Origin of the sequence: Sinorhizobium terangae, assembly GCF_029714365.1 — a bacterium.
Lineage (GTDB): Bacteria > Pseudomonadota > Alphaproteobacteria > Rhizobiales > Rhizobiaceae > Sinorhizobium > Sinorhizobium terangae.
Window position 1 is genome coordinate 1357485 of record NZ_CP121660.1, and the last position, 19912, is coordinate 1377396.

The 19912-nt window shown below is 59.7% G+C and carries 17 protein-coding genes; 9 read left to right on the forward strand and 8 right to left on the reverse strand.

Annotation, left to right across the window (positions count from 1 at the left end; all coding sequences use genetic code 11):
• Window positions 1-384: 384 nt before the first annotated feature.
• Window positions 385-1131, reverse strand: a complete 747-nt coding sequence (locus QA637_RS24960) for a response regulator transcription factor (protein ID WP_283065362.1) — start codon at window positions 1129-1131, stop codon at window positions 385-387.
• A 531-nt stretch (window positions 1132-1662) separates the two neighbouring features.
• On the opposite strand from QA637_RS24960, the gene QA637_RS24965 reads away from it, so the two are divergent.
• The 6 genes from QA637_RS24965 to QA637_RS24990 all read left to right on the forward strand — a co-directional run bounded on the left by QA637_RS24965 (window position 1663) and on the right by QA637_RS24990 (window position 7992).
• Window positions 1663-2961 (forward strand): polysaccharide biosynthesis/export family protein, encoded by a 1299-nt coding sequence (locus QA637_RS24965; RefSeq protein ID WP_283065364.1) that lies wholly within the window; start codon window positions 1663-1665, stop codon window positions 2959-2961.
• 79 nt (window positions 2962-3040) lie between these two features.
• Complete coding sequence (gene rfbA / locus QA637_RS24970) at window positions 3041-3919, forward strand: glucose-1-phosphate thymidylyltransferase RfbA (RefSeq protein WP_283065366.1); 879 nt, start codon at window positions 3041-3043, stop codon at window positions 3917-3919.
• Complete coding sequence (rfbC, locus tag QA637_RS24975; protein ID WP_283065368.1) at window positions 3916-4497, forward strand: dTDP-4-dehydrorhamnose 3,5-epimerase; 582 nt, start codon at window positions 3916-3918, stop codon at window positions 4495-4497. The genes rfbA and rfbC overlap by 4 nt, the downstream gene beginning before the upstream one ends.
• Window positions 4494-5561 (forward strand): dTDP-glucose 4,6-dehydratase, encoded by a 1068-nt coding sequence (gene rfbB, locus QA637_RS24980; RefSeq protein ID WP_283065369.1) that lies wholly within the window; start codon window positions 4494-4496, stop codon window positions 5559-5561. Before rfbC ends, rfbB begins: the two co-directional genes overlap by 4 nt.
• On the forward strand, window positions 5558-6469 hold the full coding sequence (rfbD, locus tag QA637_RS24985; protein WP_283065371.1) for a dTDP-4-dehydrorhamnose reductase: 912 nt from the start codon (window positions 5558-5560) through the stop codon (window positions 6467-6469). The genes rfbB and rfbD overlap by 4 nt, the downstream gene beginning before the upstream one ends.
• Before the next feature lie 14 nt (window positions 6470-6483).
• A complete protein-coding gene (locus tag QA637_RS24990; RefSeq protein ID WP_283067344.1) occupies window positions 6484-7992 on the forward strand; it encodes an O-antigen translocase in 1509 nt (502 codons plus the stop codon).
• A 31-nt stretch (window positions 7993-8023) separates the two neighbouring features.
• Here the strand turns inward: QA637_RS24990 and QA637_RS24995 are convergent, their stop codons facing one another.
• From QA637_RS24995 to QA637_RS25020, 6 genes are read right to left on the reverse strand one after another with little or no spacing between them, the layout of a single operon-like run.
• Window positions 8024-9217 carry a DegT/DnrJ/EryC1/StrS family aminotransferase gene (locus QA637_RS24995; protein WP_283065372.1) on the reverse strand — a complete coding sequence of 398 codons (1194 nt, stop codon included), beginning with the start codon at window positions 9215-9217 and terminating at the stop codon, window positions 8024-8026.
• The gene (locus QA637_RS25000) at window positions 9214-10188 is read right to left on the reverse strand and encodes an NAD-dependent epimerase/dehydratase family protein (protein ID WP_283065374.1); all 975 of its coding nucleotides are present in this window, start codon (window positions 10186-10188) and stop codon (window positions 9214-9216) included. The genes QA637_RS24995 and QA637_RS25000 overlap by 4 nt, the downstream gene beginning before the upstream one ends.
• 15 nt (window positions 10189-10203) lie before the next feature.
• Window positions 10204-10908 carry an acyltransferase gene (locus tag QA637_RS25005; protein WP_283065376.1) on the reverse strand — a complete coding sequence of 235 codons (705 nt, stop codon included), beginning with the start codon at window positions 10906-10908 and terminating at the stop codon, window positions 10204-10206.
• On the reverse strand, window positions 10898-12004 hold the full coding sequence (locus QA637_RS25010) for a DegT/DnrJ/EryC1/StrS family aminotransferase (protein WP_283065378.1): 1107 nt from the start codon (window positions 12002-12004) through the stop codon (window positions 10898-10900). Before QA637_RS25010 ends, QA637_RS25005 begins: the two co-directional genes overlap by 11 nt.
• Window positions 12001-13038: a Gfo/Idh/MocA family protein gene (locus QA637_RS25015; protein ID WP_283065380.1), complete on the reverse strand. Its 1038-nt coding sequence runs from the start codon at window positions 13036-13038 to the stop codon at window positions 12001-12003. Before QA637_RS25015 ends, QA637_RS25010 begins: the two co-directional genes overlap by 4 nt.
• A gap of 1 nt (window position 13039) precedes the next feature.
• Window positions 13040-13534 carry an acyltransferase gene (locus QA637_RS25020; RefSeq protein ID WP_283065382.1) on the reverse strand — a complete coding sequence of 165 codons (495 nt, stop codon included), beginning with the start codon at window positions 13532-13534 and terminating at the stop codon, window positions 13040-13042.
• 377 nt (window positions 13535-13911) lie between these two features.
• On the opposite strand from QA637_RS25020, the gene QA637_RS25025 reads away from it, so the two are divergent.
• On the forward strand, window positions 13912-15153 hold the full coding sequence (locus QA637_RS25025; protein WP_283065384.1) for a glycosyltransferase: 1242 nt from the start codon (window positions 13912-13914) through the stop codon (window positions 15151-15153).
• A gap of 36 nt (window positions 15154-15189) precedes the next feature.
• On the opposite strand, the gene QA637_RS25030 is transcribed toward QA637_RS25025, so the two are convergent.
• Complete coding sequence (locus QA637_RS25030; protein ID WP_283065386.1) at window positions 15190-16098, reverse strand: glycosyltransferase family 2 protein; 909 nt, start codon at window positions 16096-16098, stop codon at window positions 15190-15192.
• A gap of 728 nt (window positions 16099-16826) precedes the next feature.
• Here QA637_RS25030 and QA637_RS25035 point away from each other — a divergent pair.
• Entirely contained in the window at window positions 16827-18323 is a 1497-nt protein-coding gene (locus tag QA637_RS25035) for an O-antigen ligase family protein (RefSeq protein ID WP_428843183.1), read from the forward strand.
• Window positions 18324-19077: 754 nt separating this feature from the next.
• Window positions 19078-19857 (forward strand): LuxR C-terminal-related transcriptional regulator, encoded by a 780-nt coding sequence (locus QA637_RS25040; protein WP_428843171.1) that lies wholly within the window; start codon window positions 19078-19080, stop codon window positions 19855-19857.
• Window positions 19858-19912 lie beyond the last annotated feature (55 nt).

The following is a 19912-nucleotide window of genomic DNA, read 5'->3' on the forward strand; positions in this document are numbered from 1 at the left end:
TCGGGTGGTCATCTCGGCCCTTCGGCCCGCACCGGATGGGCGTAACGCTTGCCTCATTCGGAGCGAAGTCATTGTGCGTCTTCACGCGAATGATCGCTAGCCACCCATTCCGACGCTACAGGCGAAAGACTTTCAAATTTTTCCAGCGCAGTGAGACCCCGACGCACCCTCGTGCCCGGGCTCCGTCATGGAAGACTGCGCGCCGACGCCGCCCTCTATCTGCCCCGCTCGCAGAAGCCGGACAGAAGCTGATGGCAGGCCCGATCAAGCAGCGATGGGTGACGACGGGGAAAATGCAGGAAACAGATGGAGTCGATCGCGCTCAACGCCAAGCTCGCAGCCTTGAGCTGTAAGAGAACGGGCCGGTAAATGGACGATCAGCGATCAGTGGCGCTCTTTCAAACTGCGGAACCGCGCAGCCGCTTCCGTTCTGTTGTGTGCGCCGAGTTTCGTTATGATGTTGTGCAGGTGAATCTTCACCGTGTGTTCGGACAGGCGAAACTCCGCGGCAATCAGCTTGTTTTGCAGACCGCGGGCGACCATTTCAAGGATCTGCATTTCGCGAGCGGTCAACTCCGCGAAACGCGCCTCTTCGCTTCGAGGCCGAGGCGACATACCGCCATTGCCGGAAGGCAGGTCGGCACTATGGCCATTCTTCCGCGCCCGCAGGATCAATCCGGGTGGAAGATACTCGCCGCCTGAGAGCATCAGCCTGATTACCGACAGCCACAGATCGAGTCTGAGGTTCATGGGAAGGACACTGCGGACCAAGGGCGAGTTGGGGAGCTTGATAAGGCACGCGTCCAGGTTCTGGTCATGAGGTTCGATGACGGCGGTAAGAGCCTGAGGGTGGGCATGGAGGAGTTCGGACGACCTCTCTTCGGCTTCGCTTATCAGTGCGATATCGACGAGGATGAGCGATACGGGATGGGAAAAGAGGCTGAAGGCCGCGCCGACATCCTCGACCTGTTCGACAACGACCCATGGAAATTCCCTTTCGAGAGCATGGATCAGCCTCTCCGAGATTGTCCCGGCATTGGCTATGATCAGGATAACGCGTTGTGGTTCGCGCCGGCGCTCAGTCGCGGTCTCACTCGCTATGCCGACACCGTCGCAATTGCCGCTGCTCATCAAGCACGTCCCTCTCCGCGGAATGCGTCGATCGGCAAGGTGCTTGCCGAGGAGAGCAAACCGCAAGTCTGCCGCAAGGTAACCTTAGCTCACACGAGCCGCGGTCGCGACGGCGCCAAAGGGTTGAGGCATGCCTAGAAGGACGTCCCGGAACAAAACGTGTTCCCGCCTGCCCTATCCGAAGGAACTAGGCCGTTGGGACCATCACCCTCCATCTATCGATAGGGTCAACAATACTCTTCTGCCTGTACTTTGCGCGTATCATCCTAATGTCGAACAAGGGAGAACGACTGCAACGCCCCTTTGTTTGGGATAAAACGGCCGCTTCACTGCTTCACCAATATTGATGAAGCCGAACCACTGGGCTTCCTCTTTCAAATATTCGGAGAAATTTGCACACTTGCCATTGCAGCGTCGGAATCTTGCAGACATGCGCGTTACGCGACTCACGCGACGATAAGCTTGTCGGAGAAGCGTTCTTCTCCGCTTGAGGGTGTGACGAGGACACTGCTTTGCAGGTTGGAGAAATATATGCGAGCATCCTGCCGCATTTGCAGCATTTTCCTCCGAAACTTTTCCTTTGCGGCTGCGCTCACCATCGTCGGCGCCGTGTCGACACCTGCCTGGGCCGATGCGCCCGAACTTGCGCCTCGGACGAAAATACGCTTGACGATCATGCAGTGGATGCCGACCAAGGGCGAATATGTGCCATGGGCGCTCGGCGGAGAATTCGTTGTGTCCGAAGCGGGTGCCATCTCGGTGCCGGTCATCGGCACCGTGACCGTCGGCAACCTCGACAAGGCTCAGCTTGCTGCCGAAATCGCCAAACGCCTGCAGGCCAAGATCGGGCTGGTCGAGGCACCGGAGACGACCGTCGAGATCGTCGAATACCCGCCAGTCTATGTTGTCGGAGACGTGACGACACCAGGAGAATACAAGTTCCGCCCCGGGCTGACCGTGCTGCAGGCCTTGGCCATGAGTGGCGGGGAGCTCCGCGAGACCAGTTCCGGGCCTCCGCAGGACAATATCACGCTCATCGGCGAGCTGCGGGGAATTGACAACGCACAGCTGCGCAGCAACGCGAGAATAGCGCGGCTGCAGGCGGAAATGTCGGGTGTAGAGGAAATAGCCTTCGCCCAGCCTCTGAACGCCGACACGGCGCTTGTCGCGGCGATCCAGGACCAGGAACGGATCATCTTTTCGACACGTGCAAACGTGGTTGCCCGGCAATCGAAGTCGCTGTCCGAACTGCGCGGTCTCCTCAACCAGGAAATCCGGGTCCTTGAAGAGAAGGTGAAAGCCGCGGAAGCCAGCATAGAAGTAGCGGAGCGAGAACTTAAAGGCGTGAAAACCCTCGTCGAACGAGGCGTCGCCGTCGCATCGCGACAGTCGGACCTGGAGCGCGCGCTTGCCAACGATCGCGCCAATCGCCTGGATTTCGTGACCGCGATCATGCGGGCGCGGCAGAATATCAGTGAAACGACACGAAACCTCGAGGGGCTTTACGACAATCGCCAGGCCGAGATCGCCAGCGAACTGCAATCGGAGCAAGCGACGCTCGAACAACTGAAACTGAAGCGCGCCACCATGGAGAGGCTGTTGTTCGACAGGCTTTCGTCCACTGGGGATCCCGAGCCGCGCGGTGGAGCGGCAACCAGCTTCGCCATTATCCGCCGAGGCGATGGCAAAATCGGTGAGGTTCCAGCGTCGGAGACGACAGCGCTGATGCCGGGAGACGTCGTCAAGGTCGTCGCTCGACGGATGCCTAGTATGTCCGAGCCGCCTCTGACCCGTTCAATAGACCCGCAACCCGGTCAGGCCAGCCAATGACCCGCGTAGACGAGGTCTCGCTTCGATCGCCGCTGGCCGAAGTTGCACGCAACCACTGCAGTTTCAAGGGGGAGGCAAAATGAAAGGGATCATCCTGGCGGGAGGAAGTGGCACCCGCCTCTACCCGCTCACCATCGCCGTCTCCAAGCAGATCCTGCCGATCTACGACAAGCCAATGATCTACTATCCGTTGAGCGTGTTGATGCTCACCGGCATCCGGGAGATTCTCATCATCTCCACGCCACGCGACCTGCCCTGCTTCGAGGCGCTCCTCGGCGACGGTTCCGCCTTCGGGCTGAGCCTCTCCTACGCCGAACAGCCGCACCCCAATGGGCTCGCCGAGGCCTTCATCATCGGCCGCGAATTCATCGGCAACGGCAATGTCGCGATGATCCTCGGCGACAATATCTTCTTCGGCAACGGCCTGCCGAATGTCTGCCGGCAGGCCGCATCCCGTGAAACGGGCGCCTCCGTGTTTGCCTATCGCGTCGACGACCCGGAGCGCTACGGCGTCGTCACCTTCGACCAGAGGACAGGCAAGGCGAAGACGATCGAAGAGAAGCCTGCGAGGCCGAAATCCAACTGGGCGGTGACCGGCCTCTATTTCTACGACAACGACGTCGCGGACATTGCCGCTTCGATCAAGCCATCGGCGCGAGGCGAACTCGAAATCACCACGGTCAACAACATCTATCTCGCACGGGAACAATTGCACGTCTGCCAGCTCGGACGCGGCTATGCTTGGCTCGACACCGGCACCTATGACAGCCTGCACGATGCCTCGTCCTTCGTGCGAACGGTCGAACGCAGACAGGGCGTCCAGATAGCCTGTCCGGAAGAGATCGCGCTCGATATGGGCTGGCTCGGGCCCGAGGACGTGCTGAGGCGCGCCAGCGTGCTCGGGAGGACTGCTTACGCCTCCTACCTTCGACGCCTCGTGGAGGAGTACGCCGCATGAGCCTTGAGGTCAGATCGCTCGACCTTGACGGGGTCCTCGAGATTGTGCCGCGCAAGATGGGAGACGAACGCGGCTTCTTTTCGGAAACCTGGAACGCCCGGCAATTCGCCGAACACGGCATCGCGCTGGATTTCGTCCAGGACAACCACTCCTATTCCGCTTCGCGTGGCGTCCTGCGGGGCCTTCACTACCAGCTTCCGCCCTACGCGCAGGACAAACTGGTGAGGGTGGTCAAAGGTGCCATTTTCGATGTCGCAGTCGATATCCGTCGAGGATCACCCAGCTTCGCGAGATGGGCCGCCATCGAGATTTCCGCCCGCCGATGGAATCAGCTCCTGGTTCCCAGGGGCTTCGCGCACGGCTTTCTGACACTCGAGCCGGACACGGAGGTGGTCTACAAGGTCACAAATCCCTATTCGCCCGCCCATGATCGCGCGATCCGTTTCGACGACCCTGACATCGCGATAGCCTGGCCGCTGCCCCTTGCGGAACTGCAACTGTCCGAGAAGGATCGGACGGCTCCACAGCTGCGGCAGGCCGAGGTGTTCGAATTCGCTGCGGGAGAAGAGCGTCCATGAACATCCTCGTCACCGGCGGTGCCGGGTTCATCGGTTCCGCGCTTTGCCGCCATCTTGTGGCCGACCCAAGCAAGCGCGTGATCAACCTCGACAAGCTGACCTATGCCGGCAATCCGGCCTCGCTCCGACAAATCGAGAACTTTCCCAACTACCGTTTCATCCGCGGCGATATCTGCAACGAAGAGGCCGTGGCCGGCATCCTGCATGCAGAAAAGATCGACCGCATCATGCATCTTGCTGCAGAGACGCATGTCGACCGCTCGATCGATGGACCTGGCTCATTCATCGAGACCAATATCCTCGGTACGTTCAGGCTGCTCCAGGCCGCGCTGAAATTCTGGCGCAGCCTTCCCGAAGAGGCGGCCGAGCGGTTCCGCTTCCACCATGTGTCCACCGATGAGGTGTTCGGCGACCTTCCCTTCGATGACGGTGCCTTTGACGAAGATACCCCCTATGCTCCATCCTCGCCCTATTCCGCCTCGAAGGCGGCATCCGATCATCTCGTCCGCGCCTGGCACCACACCTTTGGCCTGCCGGTGGTGATCACCAACTGCTCGAACAACTATGGTCCTTTTCATTTCCCGGAGAAGCTGGTGCCCCTGATCATTCTCAACGCATTGGAGGAAAAGCCGCTGCCCATCTACGGCACCGGCGCGAATGTTCGCGACTGGCTATATGTCGACGACCACGCGCGAGCGCTGGAGCTGGTAGCTGGCCAAGGTGCGACCGGCGAAAGCTACAATATCGGCGGAGGCTCCGAGCGCACCAATCTCGCCGTCGTGGAGACGATATGCGATATCCTCGACCGTAAGAGACCACGCCGAAACCGGAAGAGTTATCGCGACCTCATCGCATTCGTGGACGATCGGCCAGGTCACGACCGCCGTTACGCCATGAACACGGCCAAGATCGAGCGCGAACTCGGCTGGCGACCGCTGGAAAGCTTCGAAACGGGACTGGCGCGGACGATCGACTGGTATCTGGACAACGGCTGGTGGTGGCAGCCGATCCGCGAGCGCAGCTATCGGGGGGAGCGCCTCGGCAAGTCGGTGGTGGCGCGATGAAAGTGCTCGTCACCGGTACGACCGGGCAGCTCGCAAGCAGCCTGATCGAGCTTACGGCGCCACTGAGCGACATCGAAATGATCGCCGTCGGCCGCCCCGAGTTCGACCTCACTCAGCCGGTCCCGATGCGGGAGGCGATCGTTGCGGCAAGACCTGACGTTGTCATCTCGGCCGCCGCCTACACGGCCGTCGATCGCGCCGAGGACGAGCCTGCGCTCGCTCATGCCGTCAACGTGGTGGGCGCCGCGTGCGTTGCCGAGGCAGCGGCAAAACTCGGCGTACCCATCATCCACCTGTCGACCGACTACGTCTTTTCCGGCGACGGTCGCGGTCCGCACAGGGAAGACGACGCGACGAGACCTGGCACTTTCTATGGCGCGACCAAGCTCGAAGGCGAGCGGGCGGTGGCAAGCATAACGCCTCGCCACATCATCTTGCGGACAAGCTGGGTCTACAGTCCCTTTGGCAACAACTTCGTCAAAACGATGCTGAGGCTTGCTAAAAGGCGGGACACTCTGACGGTCGTCTCCGACCAATACGGCAATCCGACGTCGGCACTGGATTTGGCAACCGCCATACTGGAGATCGCCAGACAGCCGCAAAGAGATCGATTCGGCCTCTATCACCTTGCGGGAACCGGCGAGACCAACTGGTCGGGTTTCGCGCGGCACATTCTAGCCGTCAGCCGCGCAAATGGCGGCCCATCCGCGACCGTGCAGGACATTGCCAGCGCCGACTACCCGACAAGAGCCCGGCGCCCAGCGGACTCGCGCCTTTGCACGGAGAAGTTCGAGAAAACTTTCGGACGGCGCCTGCCCGCCTGGCAAACGAGCGCGGAAACAGTCGTCCGGCGGCTTCTCCATGCTGGCCAATGGCCGAAAATCCCTGAGGGCCAACCGCAGGTGTGAGGCGAATGACATCAATGGAAGCGCGCGCGAGCCCTGACCGTGGATCGAGCTACAGCCAGATCCTCAAGTCGACCGCCCTGATCGGCGGCTCGTCCGTCATCAACGTCCTATTTTCTATCATTCGCAACAAGGCAATGGCCCTGCTCCTGGGGCCGGCCGGCCTAGGGTTGATCGGCCTTTACAGTTCCATCGCCGATATCGCCTACGCGCTCGCCGGACTTGGGATCCAGGCAAGCGGCGTGCGCCAGATCGCCGAAGCGGTCGGCAGCGGCGACGCGGACAGGATTGCCCGAACGGCGACCGTGCTCAAGCGGACATCGCTCGTGCTCGGCCTTCTCGGCGCCCTGCTTCTGGCAGCAGTTGCTTATACCGTCGCCGATTTCACCTTCGGCGGTCCCGGCTACGCCGGCGGCGTCGCTTTGCTTTCCGCAGCAATCCTGTTCCGCCTGCTTTCAGACGGCCAGACAGCCTTGATCCAAGGCATGCGAGACATTGCCAGTCTTGCCCGCATCAATGTCCTTGCGGCGTTTTTCAGCACCGTAATCAGCATCCCGCTGATTTATCTCTTCGGCACCTCGGGAATCGTGCCCTCGCTCGTCGCTGCTGCCGCGGCCACGCTCGCGACCTCCTGGTGGTATCGCAGGCAGATACGCCTCCGCACGCCTCCCATGCCCGTGCGTCAGGTCCGCGAGGAAACCGCCGCCCTCTTGAAACTCGGCGTCGTCTTCATGGCCAGTGGATTCCTGACACTCGGCGCGGCCTATGCGATCCGCCTCATCGTGATGAAAGCGGAAGGCATCGCGGCAGCGGGGCTGTACCAGGCAGCCTGGACGCTTGGAGGCTTCTACGCCAGTTTCGTCCTGCAGGCCATGGGCACCGACTTCTATCCGCGCCTGACCGCGGTCGCGCAAGACGATGCCGAATGCAATCGTCTCGTCAACGAGCAGGCGCAGATCAGCATGCTTGTCGCTGGCCCCGGCCTCATCGCCACGCTGACCGCTGCCCCGCTGGTCATAAGGCTGCTTTATTCGCCCGAGTTCTATGCCGCGGTGGACATGCTTCGCTGGATCTGCCTCGGCATGATGCTGCGTGTCATTGCGTGGCCCATGGGTTTCATCGTCCTCGCCAAGGGCGCGAAAAAGGTCTTTTTCTGGGTGGAGGTCGCGGCGACCCTGGTCCATGTCGGTCTCGCATGGCTCCTCGTCGGCGCGTTCGGCTCAGCCGGAGCAGCCGCCGCGTTTTTCGGCCTTTATGTCTGGCACGGCCTACTGATCTACGGCATCGTTCGACACCTCTCGGGCTTTCGCTGGTCCGCGGCCAATCGTAAGCTCGCCCTCATCTATCTGCCGGCATCAGGGCTCGTCTTCGGCGCCCTCTTCGTGCTGCCGCCGTGGCCGGCAGCTATTCTCGGCCTCATGACAGCGACGCTGAGCGGAGCTTATGCGCTTCGGAGGCTGATCGAGCTCGTGCCGCTCGCTTCATTGCCCGCGACCATGCGAGCCTGGCGCTCTAGATCCGCCTAACCTCGCCAAGCAAGGGGAACAAGCGATGGCATCATACCGCTCGCAGCGCTGCGGGTTCGGCGATTGCCGGAACGGAAAGGAGCTCCTCGACGACCCGCGTTATGTCGGCGCCGGTCATCTGCGTGAAGAACGGCAAGATCACCGATCGCTGCTGTGCGGCGACGCTTTGCGCCAGGCTGGTTGCGGCCCTGTGCGTGTCGCTCCCGGCGTAGGCTTCCTCCAGGTGGATGTTCATGACGCCGCGGCGGGTCGAGATGCCGCAATTCAGCAGGGCCTGCATCGTCTGCCGCTGGTCGATCCAGCCGGGCAATGTCACGCAATAGCTCTGCCAATTGCTCCGGGCCCAGTGAGGCTCAACCGGCGTCTGCAATCCCGCAACGCCGGAAAGGCGCCTGGTATATTGCCTGGCGAGTGCCCTTCGCCGCTTGACGAGAGCTGGAAGCCGCTTCAACTGCTCGCGGCCGATCGCCGCCTGGACGTCGGTCATGCGGTAGTTGTAGCCGATTTCCGGATAGTCCTCTGAGATCACCTGTTTCGCGCCGTGTCGGACGGTATCCGGCACACTCATGCTGTGCTGGCGCCACAACCGGAATTTTCGGTCGTATTCATCGCTTGCCGTGGTCAGCATACCGCCATCGCCGGTGGTAACCACCTTGCGCGGATGGAATGAGAAGCACGCGATATCCCCGTGCGGCCGACCGATTCTTTGCCACTGCCCATCCCAGACTATCTCACTTCCGGCAGCGCAAGCGGCATCCTCGATAACCGGAATGGCGTGTCGTTTGCCGATATCCACGATGCGACGAAGATCGCAAGGCATGCCGAGCTGGTGCACGCAGAGGATTGCCCTGGTGCGCGGCGTGATTGCGGCCTCGACGAGGTCGGGATCCATGTTGTAGCCGCCGGCCTCGATGTCGACGAAGACCGGTAGCGCCCCGCAATACCGGATGGCGTTCGCCGTCGCGATGAAGGAATGGCTGACCGTGATCACTTCGTCGCCGACACCGACGCCGACGCAACGCAGGGCCAGATGAAGCGCCGTCGTGCAGTTCGAGACCGCACAGGCATGGGGCGCCCCAACGAAGGCCGCGAACTCGCGTTCGAACGCTGCAACCTCCGGGCCTTGCGTCACCCATCCTGAAAGTATGACCCGCCGAACCGCCTCGACTTCCCGTTCATCGAGAACGGGTCTGGCGACCGGGATCTGGCGAGGTGCCTCGCTCATGCCGCTTCTCCCCCTGTCGACGCCCGTTCGCGCCGCCACCAGGCGACGAGATCGCGCAGTCCCTCCTCAAGCGTGATCTCGGTCCTGAACCCCAGCAGCCGCTCGGCCTTGCTTGTATCCGCAAGCCGACGTGTGACCGCATTCACTTTGCGCGCTGGTTCGAGCTGCGGTTCGAGCGAGGCTCCCATGATGCGGGCCAGAAGCAGCGCCAGCTCCCGGAGGCTCGTCTCCGTACCGCTTGCAACGTTGAAGACCTCGTCGGTGACATCCGACCTTGCGGCCATGAGATTGGCGCGTGCGATATCGCGCACGTGCACGAAATCCAAAGTCTGGCTGTCATCGCCGAAGATGATCGGCGGCCGGCCGCTGGCGATGCGCTCCATCCACCGGATCAGCACCTCCGTATAGACGCCGTGGACATCCATGCGCGGGCCATAGACATTGAAATAGCGGAGCGCGACATAGTTGAGCCCGTACATCTCGGAGAAACTGCGCAGGAGCCCCTCGTTGAATGCCTTGGCCGCGCCGTAGATCGTCCGATTGTTGTAGGGGTGATGGTCCTCGGTTGTCGGGAAGCTCTCGGCGAGCCCGAGCACCGAGGCGGACGAGGCTGCGACCACCTTCGACACGCCAGCGCTGACCGCCGCTTCGAGGACATCGAACGTGCCACGCGCAAGGACATCGAAAGCGAGCCTCGGCTCCTCGGCGCATTGGGTGATGCGAATGGCCGCCTGATGGAAGACGATGTCGACGCCTTCGAGCGCACTCGCCAGCAGCGCACGGTCCCTGATGTCGCCTTCGATGATCCTGAGCGGGCCGATACTCGCCGCCCCACGGAGATTTTCGCGCCGGCCGCGCACGAAATTGTCGAGGATCCGGATTTCCCGTGGCCGCTCCAGTGCGACGAGATCGGCAATATGCGAGCCTATGAGGCCGGCGCCACCAGTGATTAGAATCCGCTTGTCCTTCATCGCCCGCCTCATCTCTTATGGTTTCGCCGGCGCTGGTGAGCAATCCGTTCGCCAGCGCAGGAATTTCGCCGGTACGCCCGCAACGACGGCGAAGGGCTCGACGTCCGAGAGCACCACCGCGCCCGCCCCGACGAGCGCGCCTTGGCCGATCGTCACGCCAGGCAGGATCGTCGCATTGGTCCCAATATCGGCCCAGGCGCCAATGCGAACCGGCTTGATTTCGAGGTCGGTTCTGATGATCGGCACATCGACGGGAATGCCGGTGTGGCTCGATCCGAGAATCTTGGCACCCGGCCCCCATCCGACGAACTCCTCGATGACGAGATCGCGCGCGTCGAGGAAGGCTTGCGGCCCGATCCAGACATTGTCGCCGATGACGCACCTGCCGTCGTAGCGGCCCTGGATGTAGGCCTGTGCGCCGATGAAGACGCTGTTGCCGATCTCGAACGTTTCGGGGTGTTTGAAGCCGGCGCCGCTGCCGACCTGCAGACCGCAGCCGCAACTCTTCGCAACGCTTTGCCAGATCGCCTTGCGCATCAGCAGGTCGACAAATCCGTCGCCAACGATGAAGCGGCCGTAGAGTTCGACAAGGCCCGCCGCGCCGTAGGATTGTTTCAGCTCTTCGGCCAGCGCCACCTGATAGCTCGGATCGGCAACGGCCTCACGGCGGCCATGCACCGCCTGGACAATTCGGATGCCCGCAGAGCGCTCAGTGGACATGGGCCTCCTGCTCCACCGCAGACACCACCTCATCGACCTGCCGGGCTGTCATTTCCGGATAGATGGGGAGCGAAAGAACCGACCGGGCGGCCGCCTCCGATCTCGGAAAATCGCCCGGTGCGTAACCGAGGTCGGCATGGGCCTTCTGCAGATGCACCGGAATGGGATAGTGCAGGCCGAACTGTATACCTTCGCTGCTAAGCGCGTGCTGCAGCGCCTCACGATCCCGACACCGGACGGCATAGATGTGGTAGACGTGACGCCGGCCGGCTATCTCGAGGGGGGCCTTCACATGATCGGACTCCGCGAGCAGCGCAGAGTAGCGTGCCGCGTGGGCACGGCGTGCTTCAGTCCACGCGTCGAGATGCCTGAGCTTCACGCGCAGGATGGCCCCCTGGATGCCGTCCATCCGATAGTTGAAGCCTTTGAGCACGTGGTGATACCGGCTTTCCTGGCCCCAATCCCTCAACATCCGCATCGTGCGTGCCTGGCTGTCATCGCTGGTAACCACGATGCCGCCTTCGCCACAGGCACCCAGGTTCTTTCCCGGATAGAAGCTGAAGCAACCCGACACCCCAATGCTTCCGGCACGGCGGCCCTTGTATTCGGCGCCGTGGGCCTGGCAGGCGTCCTCGATGATGGGTACGCCATGCCGGTCCGCAATGGCCTTGATGGCGTCCATGTCGGCCATTTGTCCGTAAAGGTGAACCGGCACGATCGCCTTGGTCCGGGGCGTGATCGCAGCCTCGAGCTTCGTCGCATCCATGGTCAGCGTCACCGGCTCGACGTCGACGAAGACCGGCAGTGCGCCGGTGTAGCAGATCGCCGAGATCGTGGCGACGAAGGTGAAGGGGACGGTGATGACTTCGTCGCCAGGACCTATGCCAAGCGCAAGCAGCGCAAGATGAAGGGCGCTCGTGCCCGTGTTGACGGCGATCGCGTGCCGCGCGCCGCAATAGGCCGCGAATTCGCGCTCAAGCTCAGCGACCTCGTCGCCCAGAACATATTGCGCCGACGCGAGCACGCGCAGCGCTGCCGCATCGACTTCGTCCTTGATCGATGCATACTGCGCCCTGAGATCGAGGAAGGGGATCATGCGATGCGCCTCATATGCTCCAGCTCGACCACCCGGCCGCGCTCTGCTAGCGACTGTGTGGCGGCCTCGAGGATTTTCACCACCCGCAGCCCGGCATTTCCGTCGGCAACCGGCTGTTCATTTCGCTCGATGCAATCGATGAACTGGCACAGTTCGATGCCGAGTGCCTCGGCGACGTCGAGGTGAGGAGCGTACATATCGCCGGTACGATAGCCGACCAGCATCTGGTAGACCTTCTCGCCATTCTTCTGCGGGTTGCCGTTCAGCGTTATCCCCTTGTCGTAGACCTTGATCTTCTCGCTCGGCTCCAGGTCGTCGTAGAGGATCATCTTGCTGCTGCCGCCGATCAGCGTCCGGCGCACCTTGACCGGAGCGAGCCAGTTGACGTGGATGTGCGCGATCAGCTTGCTGTCGAAAAAGAGATTGAGATAGGCGATGTTGGCTGGTTCGCCGGCAACATGGCTCATGCCCGTGGCCGACACCGCTACGGGCCGTTCCGGTAGCACGTAGTCCATGATCGACAGATCGTGCACGGCAAGGTCCCAGATAACGCTGACGTCGTGCTGGAAGAGGCCGAGATTGACCCTGACTGAATCGTAGTAGTAGACGTCGCCAAGCCCGTCTTCGACAAGCTCCCGCATCTTGCGGACGGCGCCCGTGTGCACGAATGTGTGGTCGACGGCGAGCACGAGGCGGCGGCGCGCCGCCTCCTCGACCATGCGGCGTGCCTCGTCCGAGGTCGCCGCCATCGGTTTTTCCACGAGCACGTGCTTTCCCGCCATCAGCGCCTTCATGGCGAGCTTGAAATGCGCGGCAGCCGGCGTGGCGATCGCAACGGCATCGACGCGCGGGTCGCGCAGGACCTCTTCAAAATCGTCTGTGATGTCAACGGCGGGGTAACGGGTCTGGACGGTCGCCAATCGATCCTTGCGCAGATCGCATACGGAGATGAGTCGCGCACCGGGCGCTTCCCAGAAGTTGCGCACGAGGTTTGGCCCCCAGTAACCGTAGCCGACGACAGCAACGCCGATCATCTCACGCCTCCGCAGTCTCGATCGTGGCATCCTTGACGCGTCCGATGATCCGGGCGGGTACGCCGGCAACGATCGCGAAGCTTGGTACATCCTTGGTCACCACGGCGCCGGCGCCGACCTGGGCGGCCTCCCCGATCGTGACGCCGGCCAGAATGGTCGCGTTGCTGCCGATGGAAGCGCGGTGCTTGACCCGTGTCGGCACCACGGTCCAGTCGGCCTCCGACTGGAGCCTCCCGTCGGCGTTGACCGCCCGTGGATAGATATCGTTGGTGAACATGACCCCGTGGCCGATGAAGACGCCGTCCTCGATCGTCACCCCTTCGCAGATGAAGCAGTGGCTGGAAATCTTGCAGTTAAGTCCGATTGCCGCGTTCTTCTGAATCTCCACGAACGTGCCGATCCGCGTGCCCGCGCCGACCGCACATCCATAGAGATTGACAAGATCCGGATGATGGATGACGACATCGTCATGCAGCGTGACATCGGACGCGATCATGCTGCCAATATCCCTGTTTTCTCATCGTGTTTATTAAAACCCGCGGCCGTGACGCGGCGTGTTTGCCGGGTTTCTAATTCGTCAGGTAAATCAATTAATTCTGCGAATCAGAAGAATTCTTTTCGACCCAACAGTAAAGAAAACAAAATGCAGTACCGAGTGCGTCGAAAGGCGTAGCAACGTACAGAGCATTGATGATTTCGTGCCACGCGCCTCGTTTGCGATCAGGGTTGCGGCATTCTTTTTCGGCCAAAGTGAGAGGTTGAAGTGAGTGGGACGACCGACATTACGCTGGCGCTACATTTCCTCTGCCGTCTCGAAGAGACCTAGGACGGCTTTGCCGGAAGCAGGCAGATACGGGAACCAAGGCGTTGCGCGTGCTCGTGTATCCACATGACCTTTCAATCGGCGGCAGCCAGATAAATGCCATCGATCTCGCGGCCGCCGTAGCCGAGGCAGGTCATGACGTGATTGTTTATGGCATCCCCGGCCCGCTCGTCTCCTATATCGAGGAGCGCGGCCTTCGCTATGTGCCGGCGCGGCCTTTGAAATATCGCCCGGCCCCCTCGAGGATAGTCCAGATCGCAGCGCTTGTGCGGAGCGAACGCATCGACCTGATCCACGCGTACGAGTGGCCGACCTGCCTCGACGCCTATTACGGAGCAGGCCTTCTCTTGAATGTTCCCCTGCTCTGTACCGTTCTCAGCATGCAGGTGATGCCGCATGTTCCAGCCTCGGTACCCTTGATCATGGGCACGTCCGATCTTGCCATAGAGGCGCGCAAGACGCATCGCGGACAGGTCTGGGTGCTCGAGCCGCCAATCGATGTCGAGCGCGACACGCCCCTCCTCGACGGGAAAGCATTCCGCAACAGGCACGGCGTCGCCGACGAGGAGTTCCTTGTCGTCACCGTGTCCCGCCTCGCGATCGATCTCAAGCTGGATGCCCTCGTGCGGGCGATCGATGCCGCGGACATACTCGCAGGGTCATATCCGTTGAGGCTCATCCTTCTCGGCGACGGTCCCGCGCGCGAGGCGTTGACGACGAGGGCAGCCGCAGTGAACCGTCGCCATGGACGTGAGATCGTGATGCTTCCTGGTGCCGACCTGGACCCGCGCAGTGCCTATGCGGCGGCCGACCTGGTCATCGGAATGGGGAGTTCGGCGCTGCGCGCGCTTGCCATCGCTCGCCCGCTCATCGTGCAAGGGGAACAGGCTTTTTCCGAAATCTTCGAACCATCAACAGTCGAACTGTTCCTGAGACAAGGCTTTTACGGCCTGGCCGATGGAGCCGCCGGCGCCGGCCGACTTGCGGCGCAGATCGAGGGACTGATCAAGGATCCGGCGCGGCGGACTGCCCTTGGCCGGTTCGGCCGTGAAATGGTTACCAAGCGCTTCGGCCTGCAGCGAGCGGCAAACCTGCAGCTCGACATTTATCGACAGGTCCTCACCGAACCGCCAAGACGTCGGCTCATCGAGGCGATGCGCTCAGTTCGTCTTGCTCTTATGCTCGAAATCGCAAACCACGACCCATTCGAGAAGAGAGCGAAAACGTCTCGTGAACAAGAGGTCCTCGCAACTGTTCGGTCAGGCATTTGGCCGCCAGTCCTCCGCGACTAGACGGCACGCCAGAATGCATGCGGCACCACGCTCGCATCAGGAAGGCGTGAGGAACCAATTGCGAAATTTTTTTGCCAAGGCCCAACAGACAAACCTGATGTGCGGTGGATAATCTCCGATCACCGCCACGAGAAATTTGATGGCAGACCTTCTCTTACCCACTACATAAAAGTAGCGGACAACGTCGAGCATTATCAGGGATCTCAGCCTTCTCCGTGTAGTAAGGATTGCTCTGTTTTTTCGCAGGATGCGCAACCGCCCGATGATAGGTTTGCGACCATTCGCGGATATACTGTCGGCCGAAACGAACCCCAGGACGACAGGTTCAATGTCCTCATACACAGTTGTGTGCTGCACCAACCTGATCGCAAATTCCCAATCCTCGTTGGCCCTCGCGCAGGGGTCAAACCATTCCAGAGTCGGCATGCAATTGTGTCGGAACAGGGTGTTCTGAACGCTGATGCGGTTCTCGGTCAAAAGTCGTTCGAGTTGGCCCTCGTCGGGACAAAGACGCCCGTCAGGAGGAGGAGCAAGAGCTATTCGCGTGGGACCGTAGTTGAAGCTTGAGTCTCTACCGTAGATTATCTTTGCTCCAGTCACTGCCCCAAAGTGGGCTGGAAGGGAGCACAGCAGCGCAAGTTGTTTTTCCAACTTTCCAGGCAGCCAGATATCGTCGCTGTCCTGAAACGCGACGTAGTCGCCCTTGGCGTACTTCAGACCGGTGTTTCGTGCGGCGGCGGCTCCGCCGTTTAACTCTCGCCTTATGTAGCGGATGCGGTCGTCAGCAATGCTGCGCACGACTTTTTCAATGTCTTCCGTGGAGCCGTCGTCGACGACTATCAGCTCAAGGTCCTTGTGCGATTGAGTGATGACACTATTTATCGCGCCAACCAAAGTGCTACTTCGATTGAATGTCGGTAGAATAATTGAAACTTTGCTTGACATTATAGCTTTCTTATGCAGAACAGATATCAGATTTGTGTGTACAAGACATAATCATATTTCCTTTTCAGATAGACTAATCGGGATCTCGATCACAGCATCGGGTGCAAAATGAACAGATGCTATTACCGAAGATCGTGTCCCGTTCGCGCAAGATTTTATCCGGGTGGCGCTTCGAGCTAAACTTCTCTCAAGTGTGGCAGCATTGTCCGCCGGAATGTCCTAGCGCTACGTCAACTTTCCGATGCTCTACTAACATTGGTGAAGGCGGCGCTTCCCGCCTCTGGTCAGTGGAGCCCCTAAAGAGGTATCCCTCCCCTCTAAGCGACGATCCTACAAAGCGAATAATCAGGTTCACTGGCCTCAAGGATTTCCGCAATCTGGTCTGGTGTGCGATGAGGAATATGCAGCGGCACATCTGGAGCCCCAGACAACATTTTCAGCCTGGGGTGTGAGCGGATATTCAGTTGATGTTCCAACTCTCAGCGGAATTTCTTGTGCCTTTTCGACATCGATTGGACGCCTTGCCGGCACCGAGTTTGCTTTAATCGATGAACGCGGGAACCAGGGTGAGTCATGGGCCCAAATAAACAGATGCCATGCTCAACCGAAGAGCGGGTCGCCGGCCGAGTCCAGTACCGTAAGATGTGCTCTCCATGATAACCGTCGCAAGGACCCTCGCCACGTCGCCCAGTCGCGTCTCGCGTCGAGTTGGGAGGGGCTCGTACACCGTGATGCAAGGCAAATTGGCTTGGCCAGTTCGCATGTTTCTCCTGAGCCTCTTTTTACCGTGGACGATAAAACTGGGGTCGCTCGCCCTTTCGCCATACCGGATCGTTCTCATTGCATTGCTTGGTCCGTGCCTCTTGCGCTGGGTCGGCGGGAAGGCGGGACGTGTCAGGGCGCCGGACGTCCTGCTTTTTCTCTACTGCTTCTGGGGTGCGATCAGCCTCACGGTGGCCCACGGCTTCCAACAGTCCATCGAGCCGGCAGGAATACTCTTCATCGAAACGGCAGGGGCGTACCTGCTCGCCCGCACCTATATCCGTGACGCAAGCGATTTTTATCGTGCAGTTCGCCTGCTGTTCCTGATCGTGGCGGCCCTGGCGCCGTTCGCCATCATCGAGGCACTCAGCGATCGCGACATCCTACTTGAATTGTTTTCCACTGTATTGCCGTCCCACCCTGTTGCCATCACAGAGCCCCGTTGGGGACTGAGACGTGTACAAGGTACGCTCGACCACCCAATATTGTTTGGTGTTGTCTGCGGCAGTGTGCTTGCGTTGGTGCACCTGGTGCTTGGCTATCAGGAGAAACCATTCTTGAAATGGACCAAATCCGGGATTGTCGCAGTAACGAGTTTCCTCGCCCTTTCATCAGGTCCGCTGACGGCGTTGATCTTTCAAGCGCTAATGATCGCATGGAATTGGTTGCTGCGCAGTTACGTTCACCGGTGGAAAATACTCTGGGTGCAACTGCTTACGGTTTACGTCTTCATCGCGGCGGCATCGAATCAATCTGTTCCAGAGTTCTTTATCACCCACTTTTCATTTGACACATATTCCGCCGGCTATCGGGTACTAATCTGGAATTTTGGCTCGGCATCCGTTCTCAACCACCCATTATTCGGAGTTGGCTTCAACAGGTGGGATCGACCAATATGGATGCCCGAAAGCATTGATATGTTCTGGCTTACGCATGCAATATATTACGGAATTCCAGGGGTAGCCTTAATAATGTCCTCATATCTTACACTTTTATTTCATGTAAGTATCAAAGAAGGATTTGACGAGAAACTGAACAGCTACCGGACGGCATATCTGATTGCGATGGGCGCGTTTTTCCTGGTTGGCTGGACCGTACACTTCTGGAACGCGACCTATGTTTTGTTTATATTCTTGTGGGCGAGCGGCGCCTGGATGCTCAACATTCCCGGGTCTCAGGTCGACAGACACAATGTGCATGGCAGTGTCGAAGCAAAGCGAGGGCAAATACGACCGCTCGTAGCTCAGATACAGGGCTCGACCGACGGAATGAGGGCGTCTTTGATCGCTGATCGACCTTCGACGGGCCGCGAGGAGGAAGTCCTGATGGATGCGCCGCGCCGCCCCCTCGCTTCTGGTGAGCGTTCGTCCCCTTTTGGCGCGGTCAACAACAGGACTGCCAGCCTGTGGCCCGCCCGCAAACAGGCACCTCATGCCAGGCAGCCGCGGCGGGGACCGATCTAAATTGAGACAGTCCTCGTTACGGCGAACGATTGGTCATTCATCGATGTTTCAGGTCGCGGGAAATGCCACGGCCGAACAGGATTGCTGGATAAGAAGATGTTACGGCCGAGTCTGCTTAAAAGGTGGTAGACGACGTAGCGCCATATACTGCGGATGTATCATTTAATAAGACACACCTCATCGCTGCATGCGTGCAAAATACTCCTTATTTTAGGCACAGCACCCCAAATTGGTCGTTTCATCCTTACGATCGCTATAGTAGTCTAGATTTTATTAGACTTTACTTAAATATTTATTCACTGAAATTTAGTGATGAGGTGGGCGCGCTGGGTCATCAGTCGTATGTATCGAATGACATTAACGACGCGCCAAAGGGAGCCATAGACAGCCATGCGCTCAATGGGACCTGATAACGGCAGAGATTTCCCCGTCCCGATTGCGTGCCGGAGGATGATGCATCCGTACGTCGAAAGAGGTACGTCTACTATAAGATTTTGGGGGTCTTTAACCTACATTGGAATAGGGCAGACTGGGAATGACGGCTTGGGCCTGCCTGGGGGCAGCGGCCGCGCGCCCTTGGTCAGTTCACGTTATAAATATCAATCAATGCTTATGTAGTGAATTTCGTTTAAGGGGCTGCGTAGATTGCCACGTTTTCAGTCGAAATCTGCGGTGTAGGATCTCGCGCAAGCTTTAAATGTCAACACGTCAAACAAATTTGCGAACGAGATTGCTATTGGGGAGACGTATAACTATGAAATTGATTAGCCATGGAAAAGATATACAAAACGACATTCCCACGCAAGTTGACAACAATATCGACACAGGCACAGAACAACCTTCCTTTCCGGAGCGCTTGCTTGTGATTATCGACAGTCGGGCGCTTGATCGCCAATGCCTGGCGCAAAGCATAGTGTCCCACAAGGCTGACATGCGTGTCCTGGCATTCGGATCGATCGAAGAATGGCGACGACAGCGACACCTACACCCTCCATTGTCCTCGATCCTGCTGAATGTGGGCGGTAGAAAGATCGTTGATCCGGTCGTTGCCGAGGAAATAAGGAAGCTCGCTTCCGAGTTCGAACCGGTGCCGGTGATTGTGCTGGCTGATACGGACGAGCTCGCCCAGATCATGAAGGCGCTCGAGTATGGCGCCAAGGGCTATATCCCTTCCTCGGTCAGCATCGATGTCTGTATCGAGGCGATCGACCTCGCCGTGGCCGGCGGGACCTTCGTTCCAGCAAGCAGCGTATTCGCCATGCGTCGGCTGCTCGAGTCGGGCAATGCGGTCGCGCGCCCTTTGGCCGGCATGTTCACCGCGCGTCAGGCCGAAGTGGTTGAGGCACTGCGGCGCGGCAAGGCAAACAAGATCATTGCCTACGAACTCAACCTGCGGGAAAGCACCGTCAAGGTTCACATCCGCAACATCATGAAGAAGGTCAAGGCGACGAACAGGACGGAAGTCGCCTATAAGATCAATGATCTGTTTCCCAGCGATCCTGCAACCGACGGGACGAACTGGTCAGATCACTGAGCCGAACCAGGACAATAAGGCCGGGACACTCGTTCTCGGGCACGTTCGATACCCG

Bases quoted from the DNA above. Each gene is read 5' to 3' on its own strand.
- QA637_RS24960 (WP_283065362.1), bottom strand. From the start codon at position 1,131: ATGAGCAGCGGCAATTGCGACGGTGTCGGCATAGCGAGTGAGACCGCG.
- QA637_RS24965 (WP_283065364.1), top strand. From the start codon at position 1,663: ATGCGAGCATCCTGCCGCATTTGCAGCATTTTCCTCCGAAACTTTTCC.
- rfbA (WP_283065366.1), top strand. From the start codon at position 3,041: ATGAAAGGGATCATCCTGGCGGGAGGAAGTGGCACCCGCCTCTACCCG.
- rfbC (WP_283065368.1), top strand. From the start codon at position 3,916: ATGAGCCTTGAGGTCAGATCGCTCGACCTTGACGGGGTCCTCGAGATT.
- rfbB (WP_283065369.1), top strand. From the start codon at position 4,494: ATGAACATCCTCGTCACCGGCGGTGCCGGGTTCATCGGTTCCGCGCTT.
- rfbD (WP_283065371.1), top strand. From the start codon at position 5,558: ATGAAAGTGCTCGTCACCGGTACGACCGGGCAGCTCGCAAGCAGCCTG.
- QA637_RS24990 (WP_283067344.1), top strand. From the start codon at position 6,484: ATGGAAGCGCGCGCGAGCCCTGACCGTGGATCGAGCTACAGCCAGATC.
- QA637_RS24995 (WP_283065372.1), bottom strand. From the start codon at position 9,217: ATGAGCGAGGCACCTCGCCAGATCCCGGTCGCCAGACCCGTTCTCGAT.
- QA637_RS25000 (WP_283065374.1), bottom strand. From the start codon at position 10,188: ATGAAGGACAAGCGGATTCTAATCACTGGTGGCGCCGGCCTCATAGGC.
- QA637_RS25005 (WP_283065376.1), bottom strand. From the start codon at position 10,908: ATGTCCACTGAGCGCTCTGCGGGCATCCGAATTGTCCAGGCGGTGCAT.
- QA637_RS25010 (WP_283065378.1), bottom strand. From the start codon at position 12,004: ATGATCCCCTTCCTCGATCTCAGGGCGCAGTATGCATCGATCAAGGAC.
- QA637_RS25015 (WP_283065380.1), bottom strand. From the start codon at position 13,038: ATGATCGGCGTTGCTGTCGTCGGCTACGGTTACTGGGGGCCAAACCTC.
- QA637_RS25020 (WP_283065382.1), bottom strand. From the start codon at position 13,534: ATGATCGCGTCCGATGTCACGCTGCATGACGATGTCGTCATCCATCAT.
- QA637_RS25030 (WP_283065386.1), bottom strand. From the start codon at position 16,098: ATGTCAAGCAAAGTTTCAATTATTCTACCGACATTCAATCGAAGTAGC.
- QA637_RS25040 (WP_428843171.1), top strand. From the start codon at position 19,078: ATGAAATTGATTAGCCATGGAAAAGATATACAAAACGACATTCCCACG.